Annotated in this window: 14 protein-coding genes; 8 read left to right on the top strand and 6 right to left on the bottom strand. The window is 61.1% G+C overall.

Annotation, left to right across the window (positions count from 1 at the left end):
- Nucleotides 1-104: 104 nt before the first annotated feature.
- Nucleotides 105-527: a nucleoside-diphosphate sugar epimerase/dehydratase gene (locus tag LUN51_RS16930; protein WP_277812171.1), complete on the bottom strand. Its 423-nt coding sequence runs from the start codon at nucleotides 525-527 to the stop codon at nucleotides 105-107.
- 30 nt (nucleotides 528-557) lie between these two features.
- A complete protein-coding gene (locus LUN51_RS16925; RefSeq protein ID WP_277812170.1) occupies nucleotides 558-1,742 on the bottom strand; it encodes an NAD(P)/FAD-dependent oxidoreductase in 1,185 nt (394 codons plus the stop codon).
- A 289-nt stretch (nucleotides 1,743-2,031) separates the two neighbouring features.
- On the opposite strand from LUN51_RS16925, the gene LUN51_RS16920 reads away from it, so the two are divergent.
- Nucleotides 2,032-3,177, top strand: a complete 1,146-nt coding sequence (locus LUN51_RS16920; protein ID WP_277812169.1) for an efflux RND transporter periplasmic adaptor subunit — start codon at nucleotides 2,032-2,034, stop codon at nucleotides 3,175-3,177.
- Nucleotides 3,177-6,287: an efflux RND transporter permease subunit gene (locus LUN51_RS16915; RefSeq protein ID WP_277812168.1), complete on the top strand. Its 3,111-nt coding sequence runs from the start codon at nucleotides 3,177-3,179 to the stop codon at nucleotides 6,285-6,287. Before LUN51_RS16920 ends, LUN51_RS16915 begins: the two co-directional genes overlap by 1 nt.
- 221 nt (nucleotides 6,288-6,508) lie before the next feature.
- Here LUN51_RS16915 and LUN51_RS16910 read toward each other — a convergent pair whose 3' ends face one another.
- The 3 genes from LUN51_RS16910 to LUN51_RS16900 form a co-directional block, all read right to left on the bottom strand.
- Nucleotides 6,509-7,510 (bottom strand): aldo/keto reductase, encoded by a 1,002-nt coding sequence (locus tag LUN51_RS16910; protein ID WP_277812167.1) that lies wholly within the window; start codon nucleotides 7,508-7,510, stop codon nucleotides 6,509-6,511.
- 206 nt (nucleotides 7,511-7,716) lie between these two features.
- Nucleotides 7,717-8,028, bottom strand: a complete 312-nt coding sequence (locus tag LUN51_RS16905) for a hypothetical protein (RefSeq protein ID WP_277812166.1) — start codon at nucleotides 8,026-8,028, stop codon at nucleotides 7,717-7,719.
- Nucleotides 8,029-8,094: 66 nt separating this feature from the next.
- The gene (locus LUN51_RS16900) at nucleotides 8,095-8,337 is read right to left on the bottom strand and encodes a CopG family transcriptional regulator (RefSeq protein ID WP_277812165.1); all 243 of its coding nucleotides are present in this window, start codon (nucleotides 8,335-8,337) and stop codon (nucleotides 8,095-8,097) included.
- Between the two features lie 155 nt (nucleotides 8,338-8,492).
- Here LUN51_RS16900 and dauA point away from each other — a divergent pair, with 155 nt between their 5' ends.
- The 4 genes from dauA (at nucleotide 8,493) to LUN51_RS16880 (ending at nucleotide 14,986) form a co-directional block, all read left to right on the top strand.
- A complete protein-coding gene (dauA, locus tag LUN51_RS16895; protein ID WP_277812164.1) occupies nucleotides 8,493-10,265 on the top strand; it encodes a C4-dicarboxylic acid transporter DauA in 1,773 nt (590 codons plus the stop codon).
- 9 nt (nucleotides 10,266-10,274) lie between these two features.
- Nucleotides 10,275-11,291 (top strand): isocitrate dehydrogenase, encoded by a 1,017-nt coding sequence (locus LUN51_RS16890; protein WP_277812163.1) that lies wholly within the window; start codon nucleotides 10,275-10,277, stop codon nucleotides 11,289-11,291.
- A 317-nt stretch (nucleotides 11,292-11,608) separates the two neighbouring features.
- Nucleotides 11,609-13,123, top strand: a complete 1,515-nt coding sequence (locus tag LUN51_RS16885; RefSeq protein WP_277812162.1) for a Na+/H+ antiporter NhaC family protein — start codon at nucleotides 11,609-11,611, stop codon at nucleotides 13,121-13,123.
- 108 nt (nucleotides 13,124-13,231) lie between these two features.
- Entirely contained in the window at nucleotides 13,232-14,986 is a 1,755-nt protein-coding gene (locus LUN51_RS16880) for a methyl-accepting chemotaxis protein (RefSeq protein ID WP_277812161.1), read from the top strand.
- 21 nt (nucleotides 14,987-15,007) lie between these two features.
- Here the strand turns inward: LUN51_RS16880 and LUN51_RS16875 are convergent, their stop codons facing one another.
- The gene (locus LUN51_RS16875; RefSeq protein ID WP_277812160.1) at nucleotides 15,008-15,925 is read right to left on the bottom strand and encodes a ketopantoate reductase family protein; all 918 of its coding nucleotides are present in this window, start codon (nucleotides 15,923-15,925) and stop codon (nucleotides 15,008-15,010) included.
- Between the two features lie 558 nt (nucleotides 15,926-16,483).
- Between LUN51_RS16875 and LUN51_RS16870 the strand changes: the two genes are divergently transcribed.
- Together LUN51_RS16870 and LUN51_RS16865 are read left to right on the top strand one after the other, a co-directional pair.
- A complete protein-coding gene (locus LUN51_RS16870; RefSeq protein ID WP_277812159.1) occupies nucleotides 16,484-17,299 on the top strand; it encodes an ABC transporter ATP-binding protein in 816 nt (271 codons plus the stop codon).
- On the top strand, nucleotides 17,296-18,003 hold the full coding sequence (locus tag LUN51_RS16865; RefSeq protein ID WP_097024203.1) for an ABC transporter ATP-binding protein: 708 nt from the start codon (nucleotides 17,296-17,298) through the stop codon (nucleotides 18,001-18,003). Before LUN51_RS16870 ends, LUN51_RS16865 begins: the two co-directional genes overlap by 4 nt.
- The last annotated feature ends 2 nt before the right edge of the window (nucleotides 18,004-18,005 follow it).

Below are 18,005 nucleotides of genomic sequence, written 5' to 3'. Positions count from 1 at the left end.
AAGGCCTGAGCCCCGTGCAATACAGGACTCAGGCCATGGTCGCCGGTTAAGAGAACTAACCGTCCAACGATTGGGGGTCAGTTCACTTGGGGGCTTTTTCATATTCAATGTGTCAGTCCGCTAGTCAACTCGGCATCGACATCTTCGTCGTCCGGCGACAGGCGTACACAGGGTACGCCCCGCGCCGCCAACCGCTCACGCGTTTCAGCAGCGAAGACGGCCAGATCACCCTCATGGCAATAAACTACCGCCGCCACGCCATGCCGCTCCACCAGAGACGGTACCTCGCTGGGGTAGTAGACGCGTATGCCTTCCACTTGCGTGCCATGATGCCAGGGGTAGTCATCGACCACCGCCAACGCCTTGTAGCGTGTCGAGCGTGTGAAATGCGTCAGCAATCGATAATGCGCGTATTCCAGCCCGCACACGACCACCGGTAACCGCTCCTGCGTTGTTCTCTTAGCATGACGGGCGGAAAGCCACTGGCCTATGGCCTGCCAGAGCGCTTGCAATGCACGTTGCAGCATGGACGTCTCCTCTGCCCTTTCTGCCGCTTGTTACACGGCCTGCCCGCAGGCCACACCCGAGGCCCAGGCCCATTGAAAGTTAAAGCCGCCCAGCTGACCAGTGACATCCAGCGCCTCGCCGATAAAACGCAGCGCCGGTAGCCCTTCTACCGCAAAGGTCTTGGAAGAAATAGCTTGCGTCTCGACGCCACCCAGCGTCACCTCGGCGGTCCGCCAGCCCTCGGTCCCTGCGGGCTTGAGCTGCCAGCGCTTCAGCTCGCCCTCCAGGCGCGCTACTTCACGGTTGGACAACGCCCCTAACGGAGCGTCCGTCACACCGTGCCATTCGCACCAGGCCTGCGCCAGGCGCTTGGGCAGCCTTTCACCCAGCCACGTGGATACACGACGCTTGGGCGCTTCATGACGCATGGTGGTCAGCTCCGCGGCAACGTCGATATCCGGTAGCAAATCGATGGACAATGCCATGCCTGGCTGCCAATGACTGGAAGCCTGCAACATGGCCGGCCCGGAGACGCCGCGATGCGTGAACAGCATGGGTTCACGATAGCGTCCCTCGCCGATCTCGACCGTCACCGGGCAGCTTACGCCCGCCAGCGACGCAGCACGCTCACGCCATTGCGAAGTCAGCGTGAACGGCACCAACGCAGCACGTGTCTCGGTAACGCCCAAGCCAAACTGACGGGCGATGTCATAGCCGAAACCGGTGGCCCCCATGGTGGGAATCGACAATCCGCCGGTGGCGATGACCACCACGCCAGCGTCGATGATGCCACTCGAGGTCTCGAGACGCATGCCTTCGCCAAGGCGTTCGAGTGACTCAACGCTGGTCTTGAGGCGTACCTCCGCCCCCGCCCACTCGCATTCGGTGAGCAGCATGGACACCACCTGCTTGGCGGAGTCGGCACAGAAGAGCTGCCCCGGCGCTTTCTCGACATGCTCGATCCCATGGCGCTCGACGAGCTCGACGAAATGGCCCGGCGTATAGCGCTTGAGCGCTGAAATGCAGAAATACGGGTTGGCGGAGAAGAAATGCTCCGGCCCCGTCGCTAAATTGGTGAAATTGCAGCGCCCGCCCCCGGACATCAATATTTTCTTGCCCGCCTTGTTGGCATGGTCGAGCACCAGCACACGCCGCCCCTCGTAACCGGCGGTCAGTGCGCACATCAGTCCCGCCGCGCCGGCACCGATCACCACTACGTCATAGGTCTGCGCCATCGTCGCGTCTCATTCTGGCAAAGGCGAACATTCTAAGCGTTATCCGAGAAAGCGACGAGCACGGAGACTCTGCACGTATCTGTCGTGTTGAACGCAACGTCGTGGCCCACCGCGCCAAACGTGTAAAAACCGTGCATGATGAGTCAAAACGTTTCCTGCACTTTCATCCACGCCTCGTGTCGGATACAACGACAGTCTCCCGGCACGTATTATCCGGTGTCATAGAGCCGGCGCCACGCAGGGGCGTGCCCGCACGAATCGTCAACGAGTAACATAATAACGAGACACTATGCCCGTATTTCCTTTTCCGGCCGTGAGCGCACTCGGTCGGCACACCCTCGGGCTGGCGGCGTTGAGCCTGCTAGCACTGACAGGCGCACAGGCACAAGAAGACACCGACCGTACGCAGGTCATTGCCGTGAAGGCCTCCACCGCTACGTGGAGCGATCCGCTGGAAGCGTTGGGCACACTGCGTGCCGACGAGAGCGTGATGCTTTCCGCGACCGTGACCGAAACCGTGGCCGAACTCAATTTCGATGACGCCCAGCGCGTCGCCGAGGGCGAGTTACTGATCCACCTCGATGATAGTGCGGAGCAGGCCGAACTGCGTGCCGCTCGCGCATTGCGTCAGGAACGCGAGAATGCCGTGCGGCGCGCTCGGCAACTGCAGGACCGCAAAGTCGGCACTCGCGCCGATTTTGAGGATGCCCAGGCCCAACTCGCCCAGGTCGACGCGCAGATCGACGAGATCCAATCACGCCTCGCCGATCACCGCTTGCGCGCGCCGTTCAGCGGCACCGTCGGCCAGCGTAACCTCAGCGTCGGTGCGCTGGTTACACCCGGCACCGAGCTGGTAACGCTCGACAAGCTCGATTACATGAAGCTCGATTTCACCGTCCCTGCAACGGTGCTCGACATGCTCGCACCGGGGCTTTCGCTCAGCGCTACTACTCCCAGTTATCCCTCACGCACCTTTCGTGGCGAGGTGACTAGCATCGGCACGCGGATCGATCCCGTCTCGCGCAGCGTCAGCGTACGCGCTCGACTGCCCAACCCCGAGCGCACGCTGCGCCCCGGCATGCTGATGGTGGTCACGCTGGAACGCAATCCACGCCAGACACTGGTGGTACCGGAGTCCGCCCTCGTGCCCAGTGGCGAACGCCAATATGTCATGCGCATTCTCCGTGATGCGGACAACCGCATCCAACGCCACCAAGTAGAGATCGGCAAACGCCGCGTCGGTAGCGTCGAAATCCTCGACGGTCTCGCGCCAGGCGACTGGATCGTCAGCCACGGCATTAACAAAGTACGCGATGGTGATCACGTGGACATCCTGGCGCTCGATGATGGCAGCCGCACCATCAGTGAAATCCTCAAGGTCGCGCGTGACGGCGAGGTACGCGGCGAGCAAGAACGTGACGGAGAAGACGGCTGATGCGCCTTTCCGATACCGCCATTCAGCGCCCGGTGCTGGCAACCGTCTTCGCCTTGTTGTTGATCGCCTTCGGCATCCTCGCGCTCGAACGCTTGCCAGTGCAGGAATACCCCGCTATCGATCCGCCGGTAGTCAGCATCGAGACACGTTATCCGGGTGCCTCGGCGAATGTCGTGGAAACTCGCATTACCCAGGTGATCGAAGACCGCATTGCCGGCATCGAGGGCATCGATCTCATCGAGTCGACCAGCAGCGATGGTGAGTCGGAAATCGACATCACGTTCAACCTCGATCGCGATATCGAGGCGGCGGCCAACGACATCCGCGATCGCGTCTCCGGCGTGAGCGATAACCTGCCCGAGGAAGCCGACCCACCGGAAGTGGAAAAATCCGATAGCAGCGACGACGTCATCATGTGGCTGAGCCTCACGGCGGAGGGCTACTCGGTATCCGAACTGACCGATTACGCCAATCGCTACCTGGTCGACCGTTTCTCCACGCAAACCGGCGTCTCACGAGTACGCGTCGGCGGTGGTAAGGAATACGCCATGCGTGTGTGGCTAAAGCGCAATGCACTGGCCGCCCGCGACCTGACCGTCAGCGACGTGGAAGGCGCATTGCGCGCCGAAAACGTCGAACTCCCGGCGGGTTTTCTGGAGTCCGACTCGCGGCAGTTCACCCTGCGACTGCCGCGCAGCTTCGAGACCGCCGCCGACTTCCGCGACCTGGTCATCGACCAGGGAAATGACGGCTATCTCACGCGACTGAGCGACGTGGCCAGCGTCGAGGTCGGCTCGGTGGAGGAACGCTCGCTGTTTCGCGGCAACGGAGTGCCCATGGTCGGCCTGGGCATCATGAAGCAATCAACCGCCAACATTCTGGAGGTGTCCCAGGGCGTCAAGGCGGAAATGGAGCGCCTCGAGTCGACACTGCCCGACGGCATGCAGTTGCGGCTCAACTTCGACTCCTCGGTGTTCGTCTCCGGCGCCCTGAAGGAAGTCGTCGCCACGCTGTTCATCGCCATGGGCCTTGTCGTCATAGTGATCTTCCTGTTCCTGGGCAATGTGCGGACAACGTTGGTGCCCGCGGTTACCGTGCCGATCTCGATCATCGGTACCTTCATCGCCCTGAACGCCTTCGGCTTCACGCTTAACCTGCTCACGCTGCTCGCCCTGGTGCTGGCGATCGGCCTGGTCGTCGACGACGCCATCGTGGTGCTCGAGAACGTCCACCGGCGCATGCAGCTCTACGGCGAAACGCCACTCGTCGCGGCGTTTCGCGGTACGCGCCAAATCGGCTTCGCGGTCATCGCCACCACCCTCGTGCTGATCGCGGTGTTCGTGCCATTGAGCTTTCTGCGCGGTGACATCGGCCGGCTGTTCACCGAGTTCGCGCTGACCCTGGCCGCCGCCGTGGCGATCTCGTGCCTGCTGGCGCTGTCGTTGGCACCGATGATGTGCTCCAAGGTGCTCGACCCGCGGATGCACGAAAGTCGCATCAGCCGTGCTGTGCATACCCTGCTCGACGCCACCCAGCGGCTCTATCGCTACGTACTCTTCACTTTGTTACGCGTGCGCTGGCTGTGCCTGGTCGTGTTCGTCGCACTGCTCGGTGCCACCGTCTGGCTGTTCGGAGAACTGCCCAACGAGTACACACCGCAGGAGGATCGCGGTAATTTCTTTATCCTCGTCAACGGCCCCGAAGGCGCCACCTTCGACTACATGCAGGATTACATGGACGAGATAGAGGCACGCCTGCTGCCGCTGGTCGACGAAGGCGAGATTCGCAACATCTCGGTACGCGCACCGCGCGGCTATGGCAACATCGAGAACTTCAACGACGGCATGGTGATCGTCAGCCTCGCGGCGTGGGGCGAGCGGCGCTCGGCCTGGGACATCATGGCCGACGTGCGACAACGCCTCGCGGATCTCCCTGGCGTCGATGCGGCACCGGTAATGCGACAAGGCTTCGGCGGGCGCATCCAGAAGCCGGTACAGTTCGTGATCGGTGGTGGCACCTACGAATCCCTAGTCACCTGGCGCGACCAGCTGCTCGAACGCATTCGCGCAGACGAAGACTCGGGCCTGACCGCTCTAGATAGCGACTACAAGGAAACCCAGCCGCAGCTGCGCATCAAGATCGACTACCAGCGCGCCGCCGCCCTAGGCGTGAACGTCGACACCATCGGCCACACCCTGCAGACACTATTCGGCGGACGCAGCGTCACCAGCTATGTCGACGACGGCGAGGAATACGACGTTATCCTCGAAGGCGAGCGCGACACGCAAAGAAGCCCCAGCGCGCTGGACAACATCCAGGTCCGTTCAGACCGCAGTGGCGAACTCATCCCCCTGGCGAGCCTGGTGACGCTCAGCGACTACGCCGACGCCAGCGAGCTCAATCGTTTCAACCGCGTTCGCGCGATCACCCTGGAAGCCAACCTCGCCGACGGCGCGTCCATGGGCGAGGCCTTGGGCTATCTCAACGCGCTCGCCGACGAGGAATTGCCCGCCGACGCCATGATCGACTACAAGGGCCCATCGCGGGACTATCAGGAAGCCAGTGGTGCCACCGCTTTCCTGATGCTCATGGGCCTGCTGGTCGTCTTCCTCGTGCTCGCGGCGCAGTTCGAAAGCTTCGTGCATCCGCTGGTCATCATGCTGACCGTGCCTCTGGCGATCAGCGGCGCCCTGCTCGGCCTGTGGCTGACCGGTCAGTCGCTGAACATCTACAGTCAGGTAGGCATGGTGATGCTGGTCGGGCTCGCCGCCAAGAACGGCATCCTCATCGTCGAGTTTGCCAACCAACTGCGAGACGAAGGGCGTGCCTTCCGTGATGCTCTAATCGACGCCTCGGTGACGCGCCTGCGCCCGATCCTGATGACTGCCGTCACCACCATGGCCGGCGCCGTGCCACTGATATTCGCCAGCGGCCCCGGCGCCGAGACGCGGCTCGTCATCGGCACGGTCATCTTCAGCGGCGTGGCCGCCGCGACGCTATTTACGCTACTCGTCGTGCCTGTAGCCTACGATCTTTTGGCACAGCATACCGGCTCGCCCAGCGATGTCAGCCGGCGCCTGGCGCGTGAGATGGAAGGAACGCAACGATAAAAGCGGCATCGACACAGTCGGCGTCAGGCGCACGGCCAGCATGAAAACGGGGGAAAACGCAGGGAACGGCGAGGAAAATAAAAACCCCGGCCATCCTAGCCGGGAGTTTGCACGGCGCATCCCTCGCCGCACTTTTATCTTAGAGCCTGCTCGGTCATTTGCCTGTCAGAGATCAGCGACACGACCTGTGCGCCAAACGCACCACGTGGGGCGTTTGGCTATCACGCGAATTCTTCGGTATCGATATCCGCCTGCTGGGCCTCGCTGTAACGTCCGCCGCGGACTTGATCGGGCGTCATCATTGCGTTCAACTTTTCGAGCGAGGCAGCATCCAATCGCAATGTCTCCGCTGTCAGATTCTCGCGCATGTGCGCGATATCACGCGTGCCGGGGATGGGCACGATATCGGCCCCCTGCGCCTTCACCCACGCCAGCGCCAGTTGCCCCGGCGTCATCTCCAGTTCCTCGGCAAGCGCCGTGAAATCTGTCAGCAAACGCCGGTTATGCGGGTAATGTTCGTCACTGAAACGCGGCATACCGCGCCGCATGTCGCTTTCTTCCAGACGCGCCGGGTCCGGGACCGCATCCGCCAGAAAGCCTCGGCCCAGCGGGCTGAACGCCACCAGCGTAGTGCCCAGTTCACGGCATGCCGCAAGCAAGGCAATCTCGGGATTGCGCGTCCACAGCGAGTATTCCGACTGTACCGCCGCCACCGGATACTCGGCGTGGGCACGGCGCAGCGTCTCGGCGGAGACCTCGGACAACCCCACGGCACGCAGCTTGCCCTCCTCGACCAGCCGCCCCAACGCCCCGACACTCTCCTCGATGGGCACTTGGCGATCCATGCGATGCAGATAATAGAGATCCAGCCGGTCGGTCCGCAGACGCTGCAAGCTCGCCTCGCACTGGCGACGCAGTGTCTCGGGGCGACCGTCGATCACCTTGCGGCCGAGCGCCGGGTCGATCGCCATGCCGCACTTGCTGGCCAGCATCAACTGATCACGCCGATCCTTGAGCGCCTTGCCCACCAGCGACTCGTTGGCTGTCGCGCCATAGAGCGTCGCGGTATCGAAATGCCGATAGCCCATCTCGAACGCCGCCTGCAACGCTCGCACGCCCTCGGCCTCCGGCACCGGCGTCCCGTAACCATGGGACAAGTTCATGCAGCCAAGCCCGATGGTCGGCGACGCAACCTCCTCGAGAAGAGATAACACATTCGGCATGGGAGAATCCTTGTACGCAAGAAGAACACAACCGGTCGGCGACCGGGATGACAGAGACACAGCTTAGCAAGAGAACGGCGGGCAAGGCTGCGGTTTCACGCCATATGAGGCATGTCACGCCTCCCTGGTACCAAGGCCAGGACTGGCTTGCCATGACCTTAGGACCGCAACCCTGTCGTAGAAGCCAACGATACCTTAGCGACATCTCACGAGTCAGAGACGCCCATGCAATTGTCGCGATACAGATCGGCATTCGCGTCCAACGCCAAGCGCTTGGTGGCACTGTTGTAATAGAAGGAGCCGGATTCGCCACTAGCAAGCGTGTAGTCACCGCATACTCCATAACCCTTGTTGACGCGAATCAAGTGTGAAATCTCGGCAGGCGTCTGACTCTGGTGTCCTTCCGCTAGGGCCGTGGCGATGTGAGCATCACGCTGTGCCTCGGAATAGGCTTGACCACCGAAGATCAAGCCGGCAACGGCGAGAATGGCGACAAAAGGAATCCATAGATTGTGCATAGCAGTGTCCGTTAAAGGCGATAAAGTGACGGAGGACAACCGTGACCCTGCATGGCAATCCGAGCATCAGGTCGATGGGCTTTTTTCGTCTTCCTGCGGCTGTGAGCCGTACTCCACGCCATGCTTATGCAGATAGTCACGTATCAGCTGTCGTACGACTTGCGATGGCGTCAGGTCCTGTAAGGCACACAACTCCTCGAAGGCGCGTTTCTTTTGTGGATCTATCAGCAACGTGAGGCGAGCCGTTTTCTTTTCCATGAGTGTTCCCCTTTTGACATTAACATTTAATGTTAATGTCATTGCTTTCATGTCGCAATGCCTTGTCTCTATCCTTGATCCATAGCGTGACCACATTTGCACTTAATTATAACTACATGTTAATGTCATTAACATAGTTTTATCCTCCACTCCAAATGCTCCGATCCACGCCTCATGACGAGGGGCATTACAGCGAGGGCTACCGTATGTCACGCCTAAGGTTTCCGGTTGACTTGCCCAGCCTCTCTTCAGGGCTTCGCGCGGCATGGCGAGGCGGCTACGGTCTCGCCGATTTGCGCAAAGATGTGATGGCTGGCCTCACCATCGGCACCGTGGCCGTGCCACTCTCGATGGCATTGGCGATCGCTACAGGCGTTCCTCCTCAGCAAGGGCTTTACACGGCGATTGTGGCCGGGGCCATCATCGCGTTAACCGGCGGCTCGCGTTTCAATGTGTCAGGCCCGACCGCCGCTTTCGTCGTCATTCTGTTCCCGATTGTCCAGCAATACGGTCTCGGCGGGTTGCTCATCGCCTCGATGATGGCCGGCATAATCCTGGTGGTCCTGGGGATTACCCGAATGGGCCGCCTGATCGAGTTCGTGCCTTACCCTGTGGTGCTAGGCTTCACGGCGGGGATTGCCGTGGTCATCGCAGGACTGCAGATTCCCGATTTCCTGGGGTTGAGCGTCGGGCAGCTCGGCGAGCATTTCGTCGAAAACATGGGGCGGATCGCCACCTCACTGCCCACGCTCGACCCTCTCGAGTTCGCCATTGGGGCATTTACTCTGGCTGTCATGTTGCTATGGCCACGCTTGCATGTGCCCATTCCCGCGCCTCTTGTCGGGCTGGTCGTCGGTGCTATCGTGGCGTACGTGGCCAATCAGTGGTTCGGGAGCCCTGGCGCACCGGCCGTCGAGACGATTGCCTCGCGCTTTACCTGGGAGGCCAATGGCGAAACGGGGACGGGGATTCCCCCGGTAGCGCCTTCCTTCACGGCACCCTGGTTGCTACCAGGGCCCAATGGCGCCCCCTTGGAGCTGAATTTCGAACTGATTCGTGCACTGCTGGGGCCCGCCTTCGCCATCGCCATGCTCGGCGCCATCGAATCACTGCTATGCGCGGTGGTATCGGATGGACTGACCAAGACCAAGCATGACCCCGACGCCGAGCTGATTGGCCAAGGGCTGGGTAACATCATTGCGCCGTTCTTCGGTGGTATCACCGCCACGGCAGCTATTGCTCGGACGACGACCAACATCCGCAGCGGCGGGCGCTCCCCCATTGCCGCAGTGGTGCACTCCGTCGTGGTGCTGTTGTCCGTCATCGCGCTGGCTGAATTGCTGGGCCTCGTTCCCATGGCCGCCCTTGCGGCGCTGCTGTTCATCATTGCCTGGAACATGAGCGAAGCGCGTCATTTTCTACACACCCTGCGCTCGGCACCGCCTGGCGACGTCGCCATCCTCGTCACCTGCTTCGGCCTGACCGTGGTGTTTGACATGGTCTTGGCCGTCGCCGTTGGCATGGGGCTGGCCGCAGCGCTTTTTATCCGACGCATGGCCTTGCTGACCACAACCGATCGCCTCGAGACCGACCAGCACCCTGCCGTCACCGGGCTGCCTTCAGAAATAGCGGTGTACGAAATCAATGGCCCCCTGTTCTTCGGAGTGGCCGAGAAAGCCCTTACATCCCTGTATCGGGTGGATCATCACGTCCAAACCGTATTGATCGACATGCGCAAGGTGCCCAGCATGGATGGCACGGCCATCGTCGCCCTCCAGTCATTAATCGACGAAATGCATCGCGAAGGAGTGGCACTGATCCTGGTAGGCTTGCCGACACGCATTATTGTCAAGCTGCGCCGTGCAGGTATTCGAAAAATCGCTGGAACGCTGACCTACTGTAGCGACTTGCCGTCGGCCACAACCTTCGCGCTACGTTGGTATCACGAGCGAAACGACATGCATCGCAACACCTACTGAGGCATGACAATGAGTCAGACGATTGCAGTATTGAAGGGGGATGGCATAGGCCCCGAAATCATGGAGGCTACACTCAGCGTCCTGGATGCACTGGACTGTGGCCTGCAATATGAATTTCTGGATGCCGGGCTGACTGCGCAGGAAAAGCATGGACAGCCGATGCCCGCTGACACGATCGCAGCGATAAGAAAGCACCGCATCGCCTTGAAAGGCCCCTTGACGACGCCCCTCGGTAGCGGGATATCGTCCCTGAATGTGCAGTTGCGCCGTGAATTCGATCTTTATGCCAATGTTCGCCCTGCGATCAGTTTCCCTGGTACTCGCTCACGCTATGACAATATTGACCTGATCACGGTACGCGAGAATACCGAGGGTGCGTATCTCTCCGACGGGCAGAGCCTCTCCGATGATGGCGAGACGGCACTTTCCAGCATCCGAGTGACTCGCCGGGGATCGGAGCGCATCGTGCGCCATGCCTTCGAACTGGCACATCAACGCAATCGGAAAAAAGTCACGGCCGTTCACAAGGCCAACATCATCAAGACCAGTTCCGGACTTTTCCTCGATGTCGCCCGTGAGGTAGCGAAAGAATATCCGGACATCGAGTTCCAGGAAATGATCGTCGATAACGCCTGTATGCAACTGGTGATGAACCCTCATCAGTTCGACGTTATCGTCACGACCAACCTGTTTGGTGACATCCTATCGGACCTCTGTGCCGGGCTGATCGGCGGGCTGGGGCTGGCACCGGGCGCGAACATTGGTACCGAAGCCGCTATTTTCGAGGCGGTGCATGGCTCGGCACCGGATATCGCCGGGCAAAAGCTCGCCAACCCCTGTGCCCTACTATTGGCCGCCGCGGATATGCTCGATCACCTGGGCATGGTGGAAAAAGGCACCCGAATTCGTCGAACGATCCGGACGGTGCTAGAAACGGCTCGAGATCGAGTGACACCTGACATGGGTGGAACCGGGACCACCGATACCTTTGCCGAGGCATTGGTCGCCCACCTGCATGACCGATAAGCCGCATGACTCTGATCCCAGCTCCTGAGACATCCATTAGCCAAGGCTATTGGCATTCAGAGTCTGCATGCACGGAATGTTGAACCCCGTGCCTGCACAATCCATGAAGCGCGGACTTGACCCCGTCGCGTTTCGAGCGCACTTGTGAGCTGCATGAATGGCAGCCTGAGGCGATCTATCGACTGAAGGAATGATCGACGGCGCTCCGAGAGTACTGCTAGAACGGGAAGGGATAAAAAAAGGAACATGGACTGGGCGTCGGCCTACTGGCCAACCCGGTTCGATCAGGCACCGGCCAACAACAAAGGAGTAGTCGCATGGATGCTCTCATATCGCTCGCGCCCCCTATCGCCGCCGTCGTGCTGGCGCTGCTTACGCGGCGAGTCAATATTTCACTTTTCCTGAGCATTTTCCTGGGTGCCTGGATCATCGCTGGCAATCCTCTCGCAGCTGTCGCACAGACTTTCGACTGGTTCGCGGAGGTGATGACCGATGAATGGAATGCACGCTTTCTGGTGCTGGTCTCCTTGCTCGGCGCCGGTGCTGCCTTCATGCATACCACCGGTGGCTCTCAGGCCTTGGCCAAGTGGCTGTCGCGCAAGGTCTCTTCCTCGAGAGGTTCCTTGCTCCTGACATGGATGCTCGGCGTCGTCATCTTCTTCAATGACTACGTCAATTCCGTCATCGCGGGGAATGCTTCGCGAGACCTGACGGCCAGGCACAACGTCTCGCGGGAAAAGCTGGCCTGGACCATCGACGCGACATCCGCGCCGATGGCGACTCTAGGCCCCGTCTCTGACTGGATCGGTTATCAGGTCTCGCTCATCGCCGGCGCGTTCGCCGTGCTCAGCTTGACCGGCGAACAACCCTACTGGGCCTTTCTGCAATCGATACCCTGGAATTTCTATGCCCTGCTGTGCCTTGCCTCGGTGCCCATGATCATCGTCATGGGCGACTTCGGCCCCATGAAACGCGCCGAGGGTCGCGCACAAGAAACTGGCGAACTCGTTGCTCCCGGCGATAACCCGCTTTCCAGCGTCGAAGGAGACTTGGGAGAGGTTCCCGAGGGTAGAGGTCGCGTCTGGAACTTCTTGATCCCACTCGTTGTTCTCGTTGGCGTCGCTTGCTGGGCGCTTTGGTACACAGGGGGTGGCAGTGAAGGCAAACCGCTCATGGAAGCGATTGCGGACACCAAGGTCAGTGTCTCGCTCAGTTGGGCAGCCTTCGCGATGGTCGTAGCAGGCATCGTCATGGCATTACTCCAGCGCCAATCGTTGGAAGCCTGTGAAAACACGCTGCTGGCTGGCTTCAAGACCATGCTACCGGCGCTGGTCATCATGGTGTTGGCCTGGTCGATCGGCACCGTTACCGGCGCGCTCGAGACCGGCGATCATGTCATCGCAGCGACGGAGAGCTGGCTATCGCCGACGCTACTGCCGATCCTCATCTTCGCCATTGCCATGGTGATATCTTTCTCCACCGGCAGTTCCTGGGGCGCCATGGCGATCCTGACGCCGATCGGGGTCCCCCTGGCATACAACATCGGCGACATGACGCTCGTGAGCATGGCAATCGGCGCCATCTTCTCCGGTTCGATTTTTGGCGATCACTGCTCCCCCATCTCGGACACGACAGTCATGGCCTCCATCTTCTCCGGCTCCGACCACGTCGCACACGTCAAAACCCAAATCCCCTATGCGCTCGTTCCGGCGTCCGTAAGCGCCCTGCTCTATCTGGGGACGATCGTCATTGCGTCTCCCTATATCTTGCTGGCTATCGGCCTGGTCCTGCAGGCCGTTGTCATCAAGCTCTTGGCCTCGAGACGCACCTAACGCGAAAAAGCGGACGCAGGGTTAACCAAAGTCGCATCCAGACGCTCTCTGATATGCCGATATGACAATGACATGACGCATTCACGCTGAGCACAGGAGGTCGTCTGGATGGCCACGACAACGCACGGGTCGCACCGCGGTAGTTCGCTAAGCCTGCAGGGCAAGGTCCTGCTGCTGGTACTCGTTCCACTGTTGCTGACGACTATGACTCTGATCGGGGTGGTCGCCTACGATCTTGTCCAGGCATCACGCACTGCCCTGGCCGAGCAACGCGACATGTTGGTCGAATCGCGTAAAGCCGCCGTGCAGAACGTTATCGAGACCGCCAAGTCTGCCATTGCGCCGATCGTCGCCGAAGCCGGTCCCGATGATGCCGACGCCAAGGCCCGCGCCAAGGAGATCCTCAGCAGCATGCGCTTCGATGGCAGTAACTACGTCTTCGTCTACGACTACCAGGGGACCACGCTGGTACAGCCGTTGAAGCCGGAGAGCATCGGCAAGAACGCCATCGAGACCCAGGACAAGCATGGCAACCTGCTGATTCGCGACATGATCGAGCTCGCCAAGCAGGGTGGCGGTCATTACCAGTACGCTTGGCCGCATCCGGACAGCGGCGAGATCGAAACCAAGTATTCCTATGCCACCGGGATCGACAAGTGGAACTGGATGCTGGGCGCCGGCACTTATGTCACCGGCATCGACGCGGCCATGGCCGATGTCGAGGCTACCCAAGCGGCCGAACTGCGCAGAGTACTGATCGCTACCGTACTGATCGGCGCAGCCATCTTCGTCATCGTCGCCCTCATCGCCTACTGGCTAACCCGACGCACCATCCAGCCCATCCGTCGCACCGCCCATGCCATGCAGGACATCGCCCAAGGCAAGGGTGACCTGACCCGGCGACTCGAGATTGAAAGTCGCGACGAGGTCGGCGAACTGGCGACCCAATTCAATGCCTTCGTGGCACGCATGCAAGAGACCCTGCGCGAGGTGCGTAGCAGCACCGCCAAGGTTTCTCACTCCTCTGACGAGATTGCCCACAGTAGCGAAGAATTGGCAACACGCACCGACCAAGCTGCTGCCAACCTGCAAGAAACCTCGGCCTCGATGGAAGAGATCACCTCCACCGTCACGCATAGCGCCGAATCGGCCCAGCAGGCCAATCAACTGGCCCAGTCCACGGCCGACGTGGCGCGCCGCGGCGAAACCTCGATGAGCCAGGTCGAGCGCACCATGAACGACATCAACGCCTCGGCGACCAAGATCGGCGAGATCATCACCATGATCGACTCTATCGCCTTCCAGACCAATATCCTGGCACTCAACGCCTCAGTGGAAGCGGCCCGCGCCGGCGAGCACGGTCGCGGCTTCGCCGTGGTCGCCGAGGAAGTACGCACGCTCGCCAGTCGCTCCAGCGAGGCATCTCGGGAGATACGCGAGTTGATCGACACCTCCATGACATACACCCGCTCGGGCACCGAACTGGTACGCAATGCGGGCGAGACCATGCAAGAGATCGTCACCAGCGTCGCCCGCGTCACCGATGTGATCGGCGAGATCAGCGCGGGCGCGCGCGAGCAAAGCAGTGGCATCAGCCAAGTCAATGTGGCGGTGACGGAAATGGACACCATGACCCAGCAGAATGCCGCCATGGTCCAGCATACCGCCGCCAGTGCCGAGGCCATGCGCGAACACTCTCAGCGTCTGAGCCAGTTGATCAACGGCTTTGTCCTCGGCGAGGACGAGGGATCGGCGACTTCTCGTCCACCTGCTTCGCAGCCGGCGGAATACTCGGCTCCGGTACGCAGCGAAAAAGCCAAGTCGCCGGTACCCAGCGAGGGCGATGACTGGGAAGCGTTCTAGAGGCAGCAATATGCTGTAGCTTCATCGTTCCACGTTTACTGTCAGGTCGTTGGCACCGAACCGCTCCGCACTCTTGACCAGCAGCGTCAGGGTGCGGTTGAGGGGGACGGCGATATCATGTCGGGCGGCGCGCGCGACGATCTCCCCATTGAGGAAATCGATCTCCGTGGGCTTGCCGTTCATCAGGTCCTGGGCCGTCGACGAGTATTGCTCGGCCATCGATATGGAAATGGCGCGAAGGGTCTCGAACACCCCGGCCGGCACGGCGACGCCCTCCGCCTGGGCGACGGCGATCGCCTCGCCGGCGATCTCTTCCATCAGCTGCGGTACGCCGTCCTGCCCTACCATCTTGCCGTAGGGCAGGCGGGTGATCGCCGAGAGCGGATTGATGGCGCAGTTCACCACCAGCTTGGCCCACAGAGATGCCATGGCGTCTTCGCTGACCTGGGTCTCGACGCCGGCCGCGTTGAGAACGCTCGCCACCTCGTCCGCCCGCTCTCCGGACACCGCCAGCTCCCCGCGCCCTTCGTGGCGTACCACGCCCGCCCCGTGCATACGGCTGGCCACGTAGACCACCACCGGCATCACCCGCCGGCCGAGAAGGGCCTCCAGCGTTCCGGCATTGGAGACCCCGTTCTGCAGGCTGAGCACGATGCATGACGGGCTCAGATGCGGCGCCATCTCCCGCCCGGCGCGCTGGGTGTCGCCGGACTTCACGCAGACCATCGCCAGCTCGGCCCCGGCGATCGCCGCCGGGTCACTGCTGGCCTCCACCGAGGCGACCCGGCGCTCGCCGTGCTTCTCCAGGATCAGGCCGTTGCGGGACACCGCCTCGACGAAGGCGGCACGCCCCACCAGCACGACCTGGTGTCCAGCCAGCGCCAGCATGGCGCCGTAGTAGCAGCCGACCGCGCCAGCTCCCACGATGGCGACTTTCATGAACTTTCTCCTTTACGCGTCATTCACACTTCGACCGAGCATCGGTGATCAAAGAGAAGCCTCTATGTCGTTGACTGAACTTTGAAGAGACATAGGTATCGCAACCCTCAAAGGCGAGGTATTAAGTGAACCATCAGTTGCTTTGGCTAGGATATTCAAGAAACAACTGAATCATGCCCGGGCTTCTGAAAACCCCGCCCCGTTATAGTTAATGTGGAACGCATAAAATAAAAACTGATATTATTCTCCCTCACCCCGCTCCGGACAGTCAGTCCTTTTCACTGGGTACAGGCGTCATCCGTCTAACCGATTACTCTCGATTCAATCGTCATTCCCAAAGTCGCCATGCAGGCATGACGCCGCCATCGAGGGCCTGATAGACTCGATTGTATCACTGCGTGACAAACGTCATTGCGTGATGATTTGATCGACGCCCTCGTGCGTCGCACTATTCGATCCGTGAAAAGCGTTGCCGGTCAAGGCGGGTGAGACACGACCATCTCCCGCTAATGTCCGCGCGCACACAACCACAACAAAACGCTTACGAGGCATTCTTCCTTGATTCGAATCGACAACGTCTCCAAGGCGTTCGGCGGCTTGCAGGCGGTACGGGGCGTTTCCTTCGAGGTAGCGCAGGGCAGCATCACCGGCTTGATCGGGCCCAACGGGGCCGGAAAGAGCTCGCTGTTCAATATCGTCGCCGGACTCTTCCCCCCTTCCAGCGGCCGCGTGCTGCTCGACGGCCACGACATCACCGGCCTGCCGCCCCACAAACTCTTCCACCGTGGCCTGGTGCGCACCTTCCAGATTCCGCATGAATTCTCGCGCATGACGGTGCGCGAGAACCTGATGGTGGTGCCGCCGGGGCAAAGCGGCGAGAACCTGTTCAAGACCTGGCTGCGTTGGGACAAGGTCAAGCAGCAGGACAGCGAGGTGCTGGACCGCGTCGACGACGTGCTCAAGTTTCTGGAGATCACCCACGTCGCCGACGAACTGGCCGGCAACCTCTCGGGTGGGCAAAAGAAGCTGCTCGATCTGGGCCGCACGATGATGACCGACGCCAAGATGGTACTGCTCGATGAACCCGGCGCCGGCGTCAACCGCACCCTGCTCGGCAAGATCCGCGAAGCGATCCTGCGCCTCAACCGCGAACGCGGCTACACCTTCTGCGTCATCGAGCACGACATGGACCTGATCTCGGCACTCTGCGAGCCGGTCCATGTGATGGCCGATGGCGAGCTCATCGCTTCCGGCTCAATGGAGGCGCTGCGCCAGAACGAGGAGGTCCGCGAGGCCTACTTGGGCGGTGGCGCCAGCGGCCGGATGGGCGAAACGGCCCGCCAGCCCTCGACGGATGAAGGAGAGCCCTCATGAGTAGCCTGCTCGAAGCCAAGGGCCTCTATGGCGGCTATGGCGGCGCCGACATCCTTCAGGGCACCAACCTGCGCGTGGAAAGTGATGAGATCGTGGTCGTCGTCGGCCCCAACGGCGCTGGCAAGTCCACTGCCATGAAGGCGATATTCGGCCTGCTGCACATCCGCGAAGGCGAGGTCCGCTACCGCGGCGAGACAATCACCAACGCCAAGCCCGAACAGATGGTCCGCCGCGGCATCGCCTATGTGCCCCAAGAGAAGAACGTCTTTCCGTCGCTGACGGTGGGCGAGAATCTCGAGATGGGGGCCTACCTGATGAAGGGCGACCTAGCGCGGCGTCTCGACAAGGTCTACACGCTGTTTCCCAAGCTTGCCGAGCGGCGCCGCCAGCAGGCCGGACTGATGTCCGGCGGCGAGCGCCAGATGGTCGCCATGGGCCGTGCGCTGATGATCGACCCGCAGTTGTTGATGCTCGACGAACCCACCGCCGGCCTCTCGCCGCTGCTGATCGATGAAACCTTCGAGCGCATTCAGGAAATAAATGCCCAGGGCATCGGCGTGCTGATGGTCGAGCAGAATGCCAAGCAGGCACTGTCCATCGCCAACCGGGGTTACGTGCTGGCCACCGGTAGCAACCGCTACGAAGACACCGGCCCCAATCTGTTGGCCAACCCGGAAGTCGCCGAAATGTTCCTGGGGGGCTGAAC

Source organism: Chromohalobacter canadensis (assembly GCF_029544075.1).
GTDB classification, from domain to species: domain Bacteria; phylum Pseudomonadota; class Gammaproteobacteria; order Pseudomonadales; family Halomonadaceae; genus Chromohalobacter; species Chromohalobacter canadensis_A.
Note: the sequence above shows the minus strand (reverse complement) of the source record. Positions and strands in the feature narration are given on the sequence as shown.

Bases quoted from the DNA above. Each gene is read 5' to 3' on its own strand.
- LUN51_RS16875 (WP_277812160.1), bottom strand. From the start codon at position 15,925: ATGAAAGTCGCCATCGTGGGAGCTGGCGCGGTCGGCTGCTACTACGGC.
- LUN51_RS16865 (WP_097024203.1), top strand. From the start codon at position 17,296: ATGAGTAGCCTGCTCGAAGCCAAGGGCCTCTATGGCGGCTATGGCGGC.
- LUN51_RS16885 (WP_277812162.1), top strand. From the start codon at position 11,609: ATGGATGCTCTCATATCGCTCGCGCCCCCTATCGCCGCCGTCGTGCTG.
- LUN51_RS16925 (WP_277812170.1), bottom strand. From the start codon at position 1,742: ATGGCGCAGACCTATGACGTAGTGGTGATCGGTGCCGGCGCGGCGGGA.
- LUN51_RS16910 (WP_277812167.1), bottom strand. From the start codon at position 7,510: ATGCCGAATGTGTTATCTCTTCTCGAGGAGGTTGCGTCGCCGACCATC.
- LUN51_RS16890 (WP_277812163.1), top strand. From the start codon at position 10,275: ATGAGTCAGACGATTGCAGTATTGAAGGGGGATGGCATAGGCCCCGAA.
- LUN51_RS16900 (WP_277812165.1), bottom strand. From the start codon at position 8,337: ATGAAAGCAATGACATTAACATTAAATGTTAATGTCAAAAGGGGAACA.
- LUN51_RS16915 (WP_277812168.1), top strand. From the start codon at position 3,177: ATGCGCCTTTCCGATACCGCCATTCAGCGCCCGGTGCTGGCAACCGTC.
- LUN51_RS16920 (WP_277812169.1), top strand. From the start codon at position 2,032: ATGCCCGTATTTCCTTTTCCGGCCGTGAGCGCACTCGGTCGGCACACC.
- LUN51_RS16880 (WP_277812161.1), top strand. From the start codon at position 13,232: ATGGCCACGACAACGCACGGGTCGCACCGCGGTAGTTCGCTAAGCCTG.
- LUN51_RS16930 (WP_277812171.1), bottom strand. From the start codon at position 527: ATGCTGCAACGTGCATTGCAAGCGCTCTGGCAGGCCATAGGCCAGTGG.
- dauA (WP_277812164.1), top strand. From the start codon at position 8,493: ATGTCACGCCTAAGGTTTCCGGTTGACTTGCCCAGCCTCTCTTCAGGG.
- LUN51_RS16905 (WP_277812166.1), bottom strand. From the start codon at position 8,028: ATGCACAATCTATGGATTCCTTTTGTCGCCATTCTCGCCGTTGCCGGC.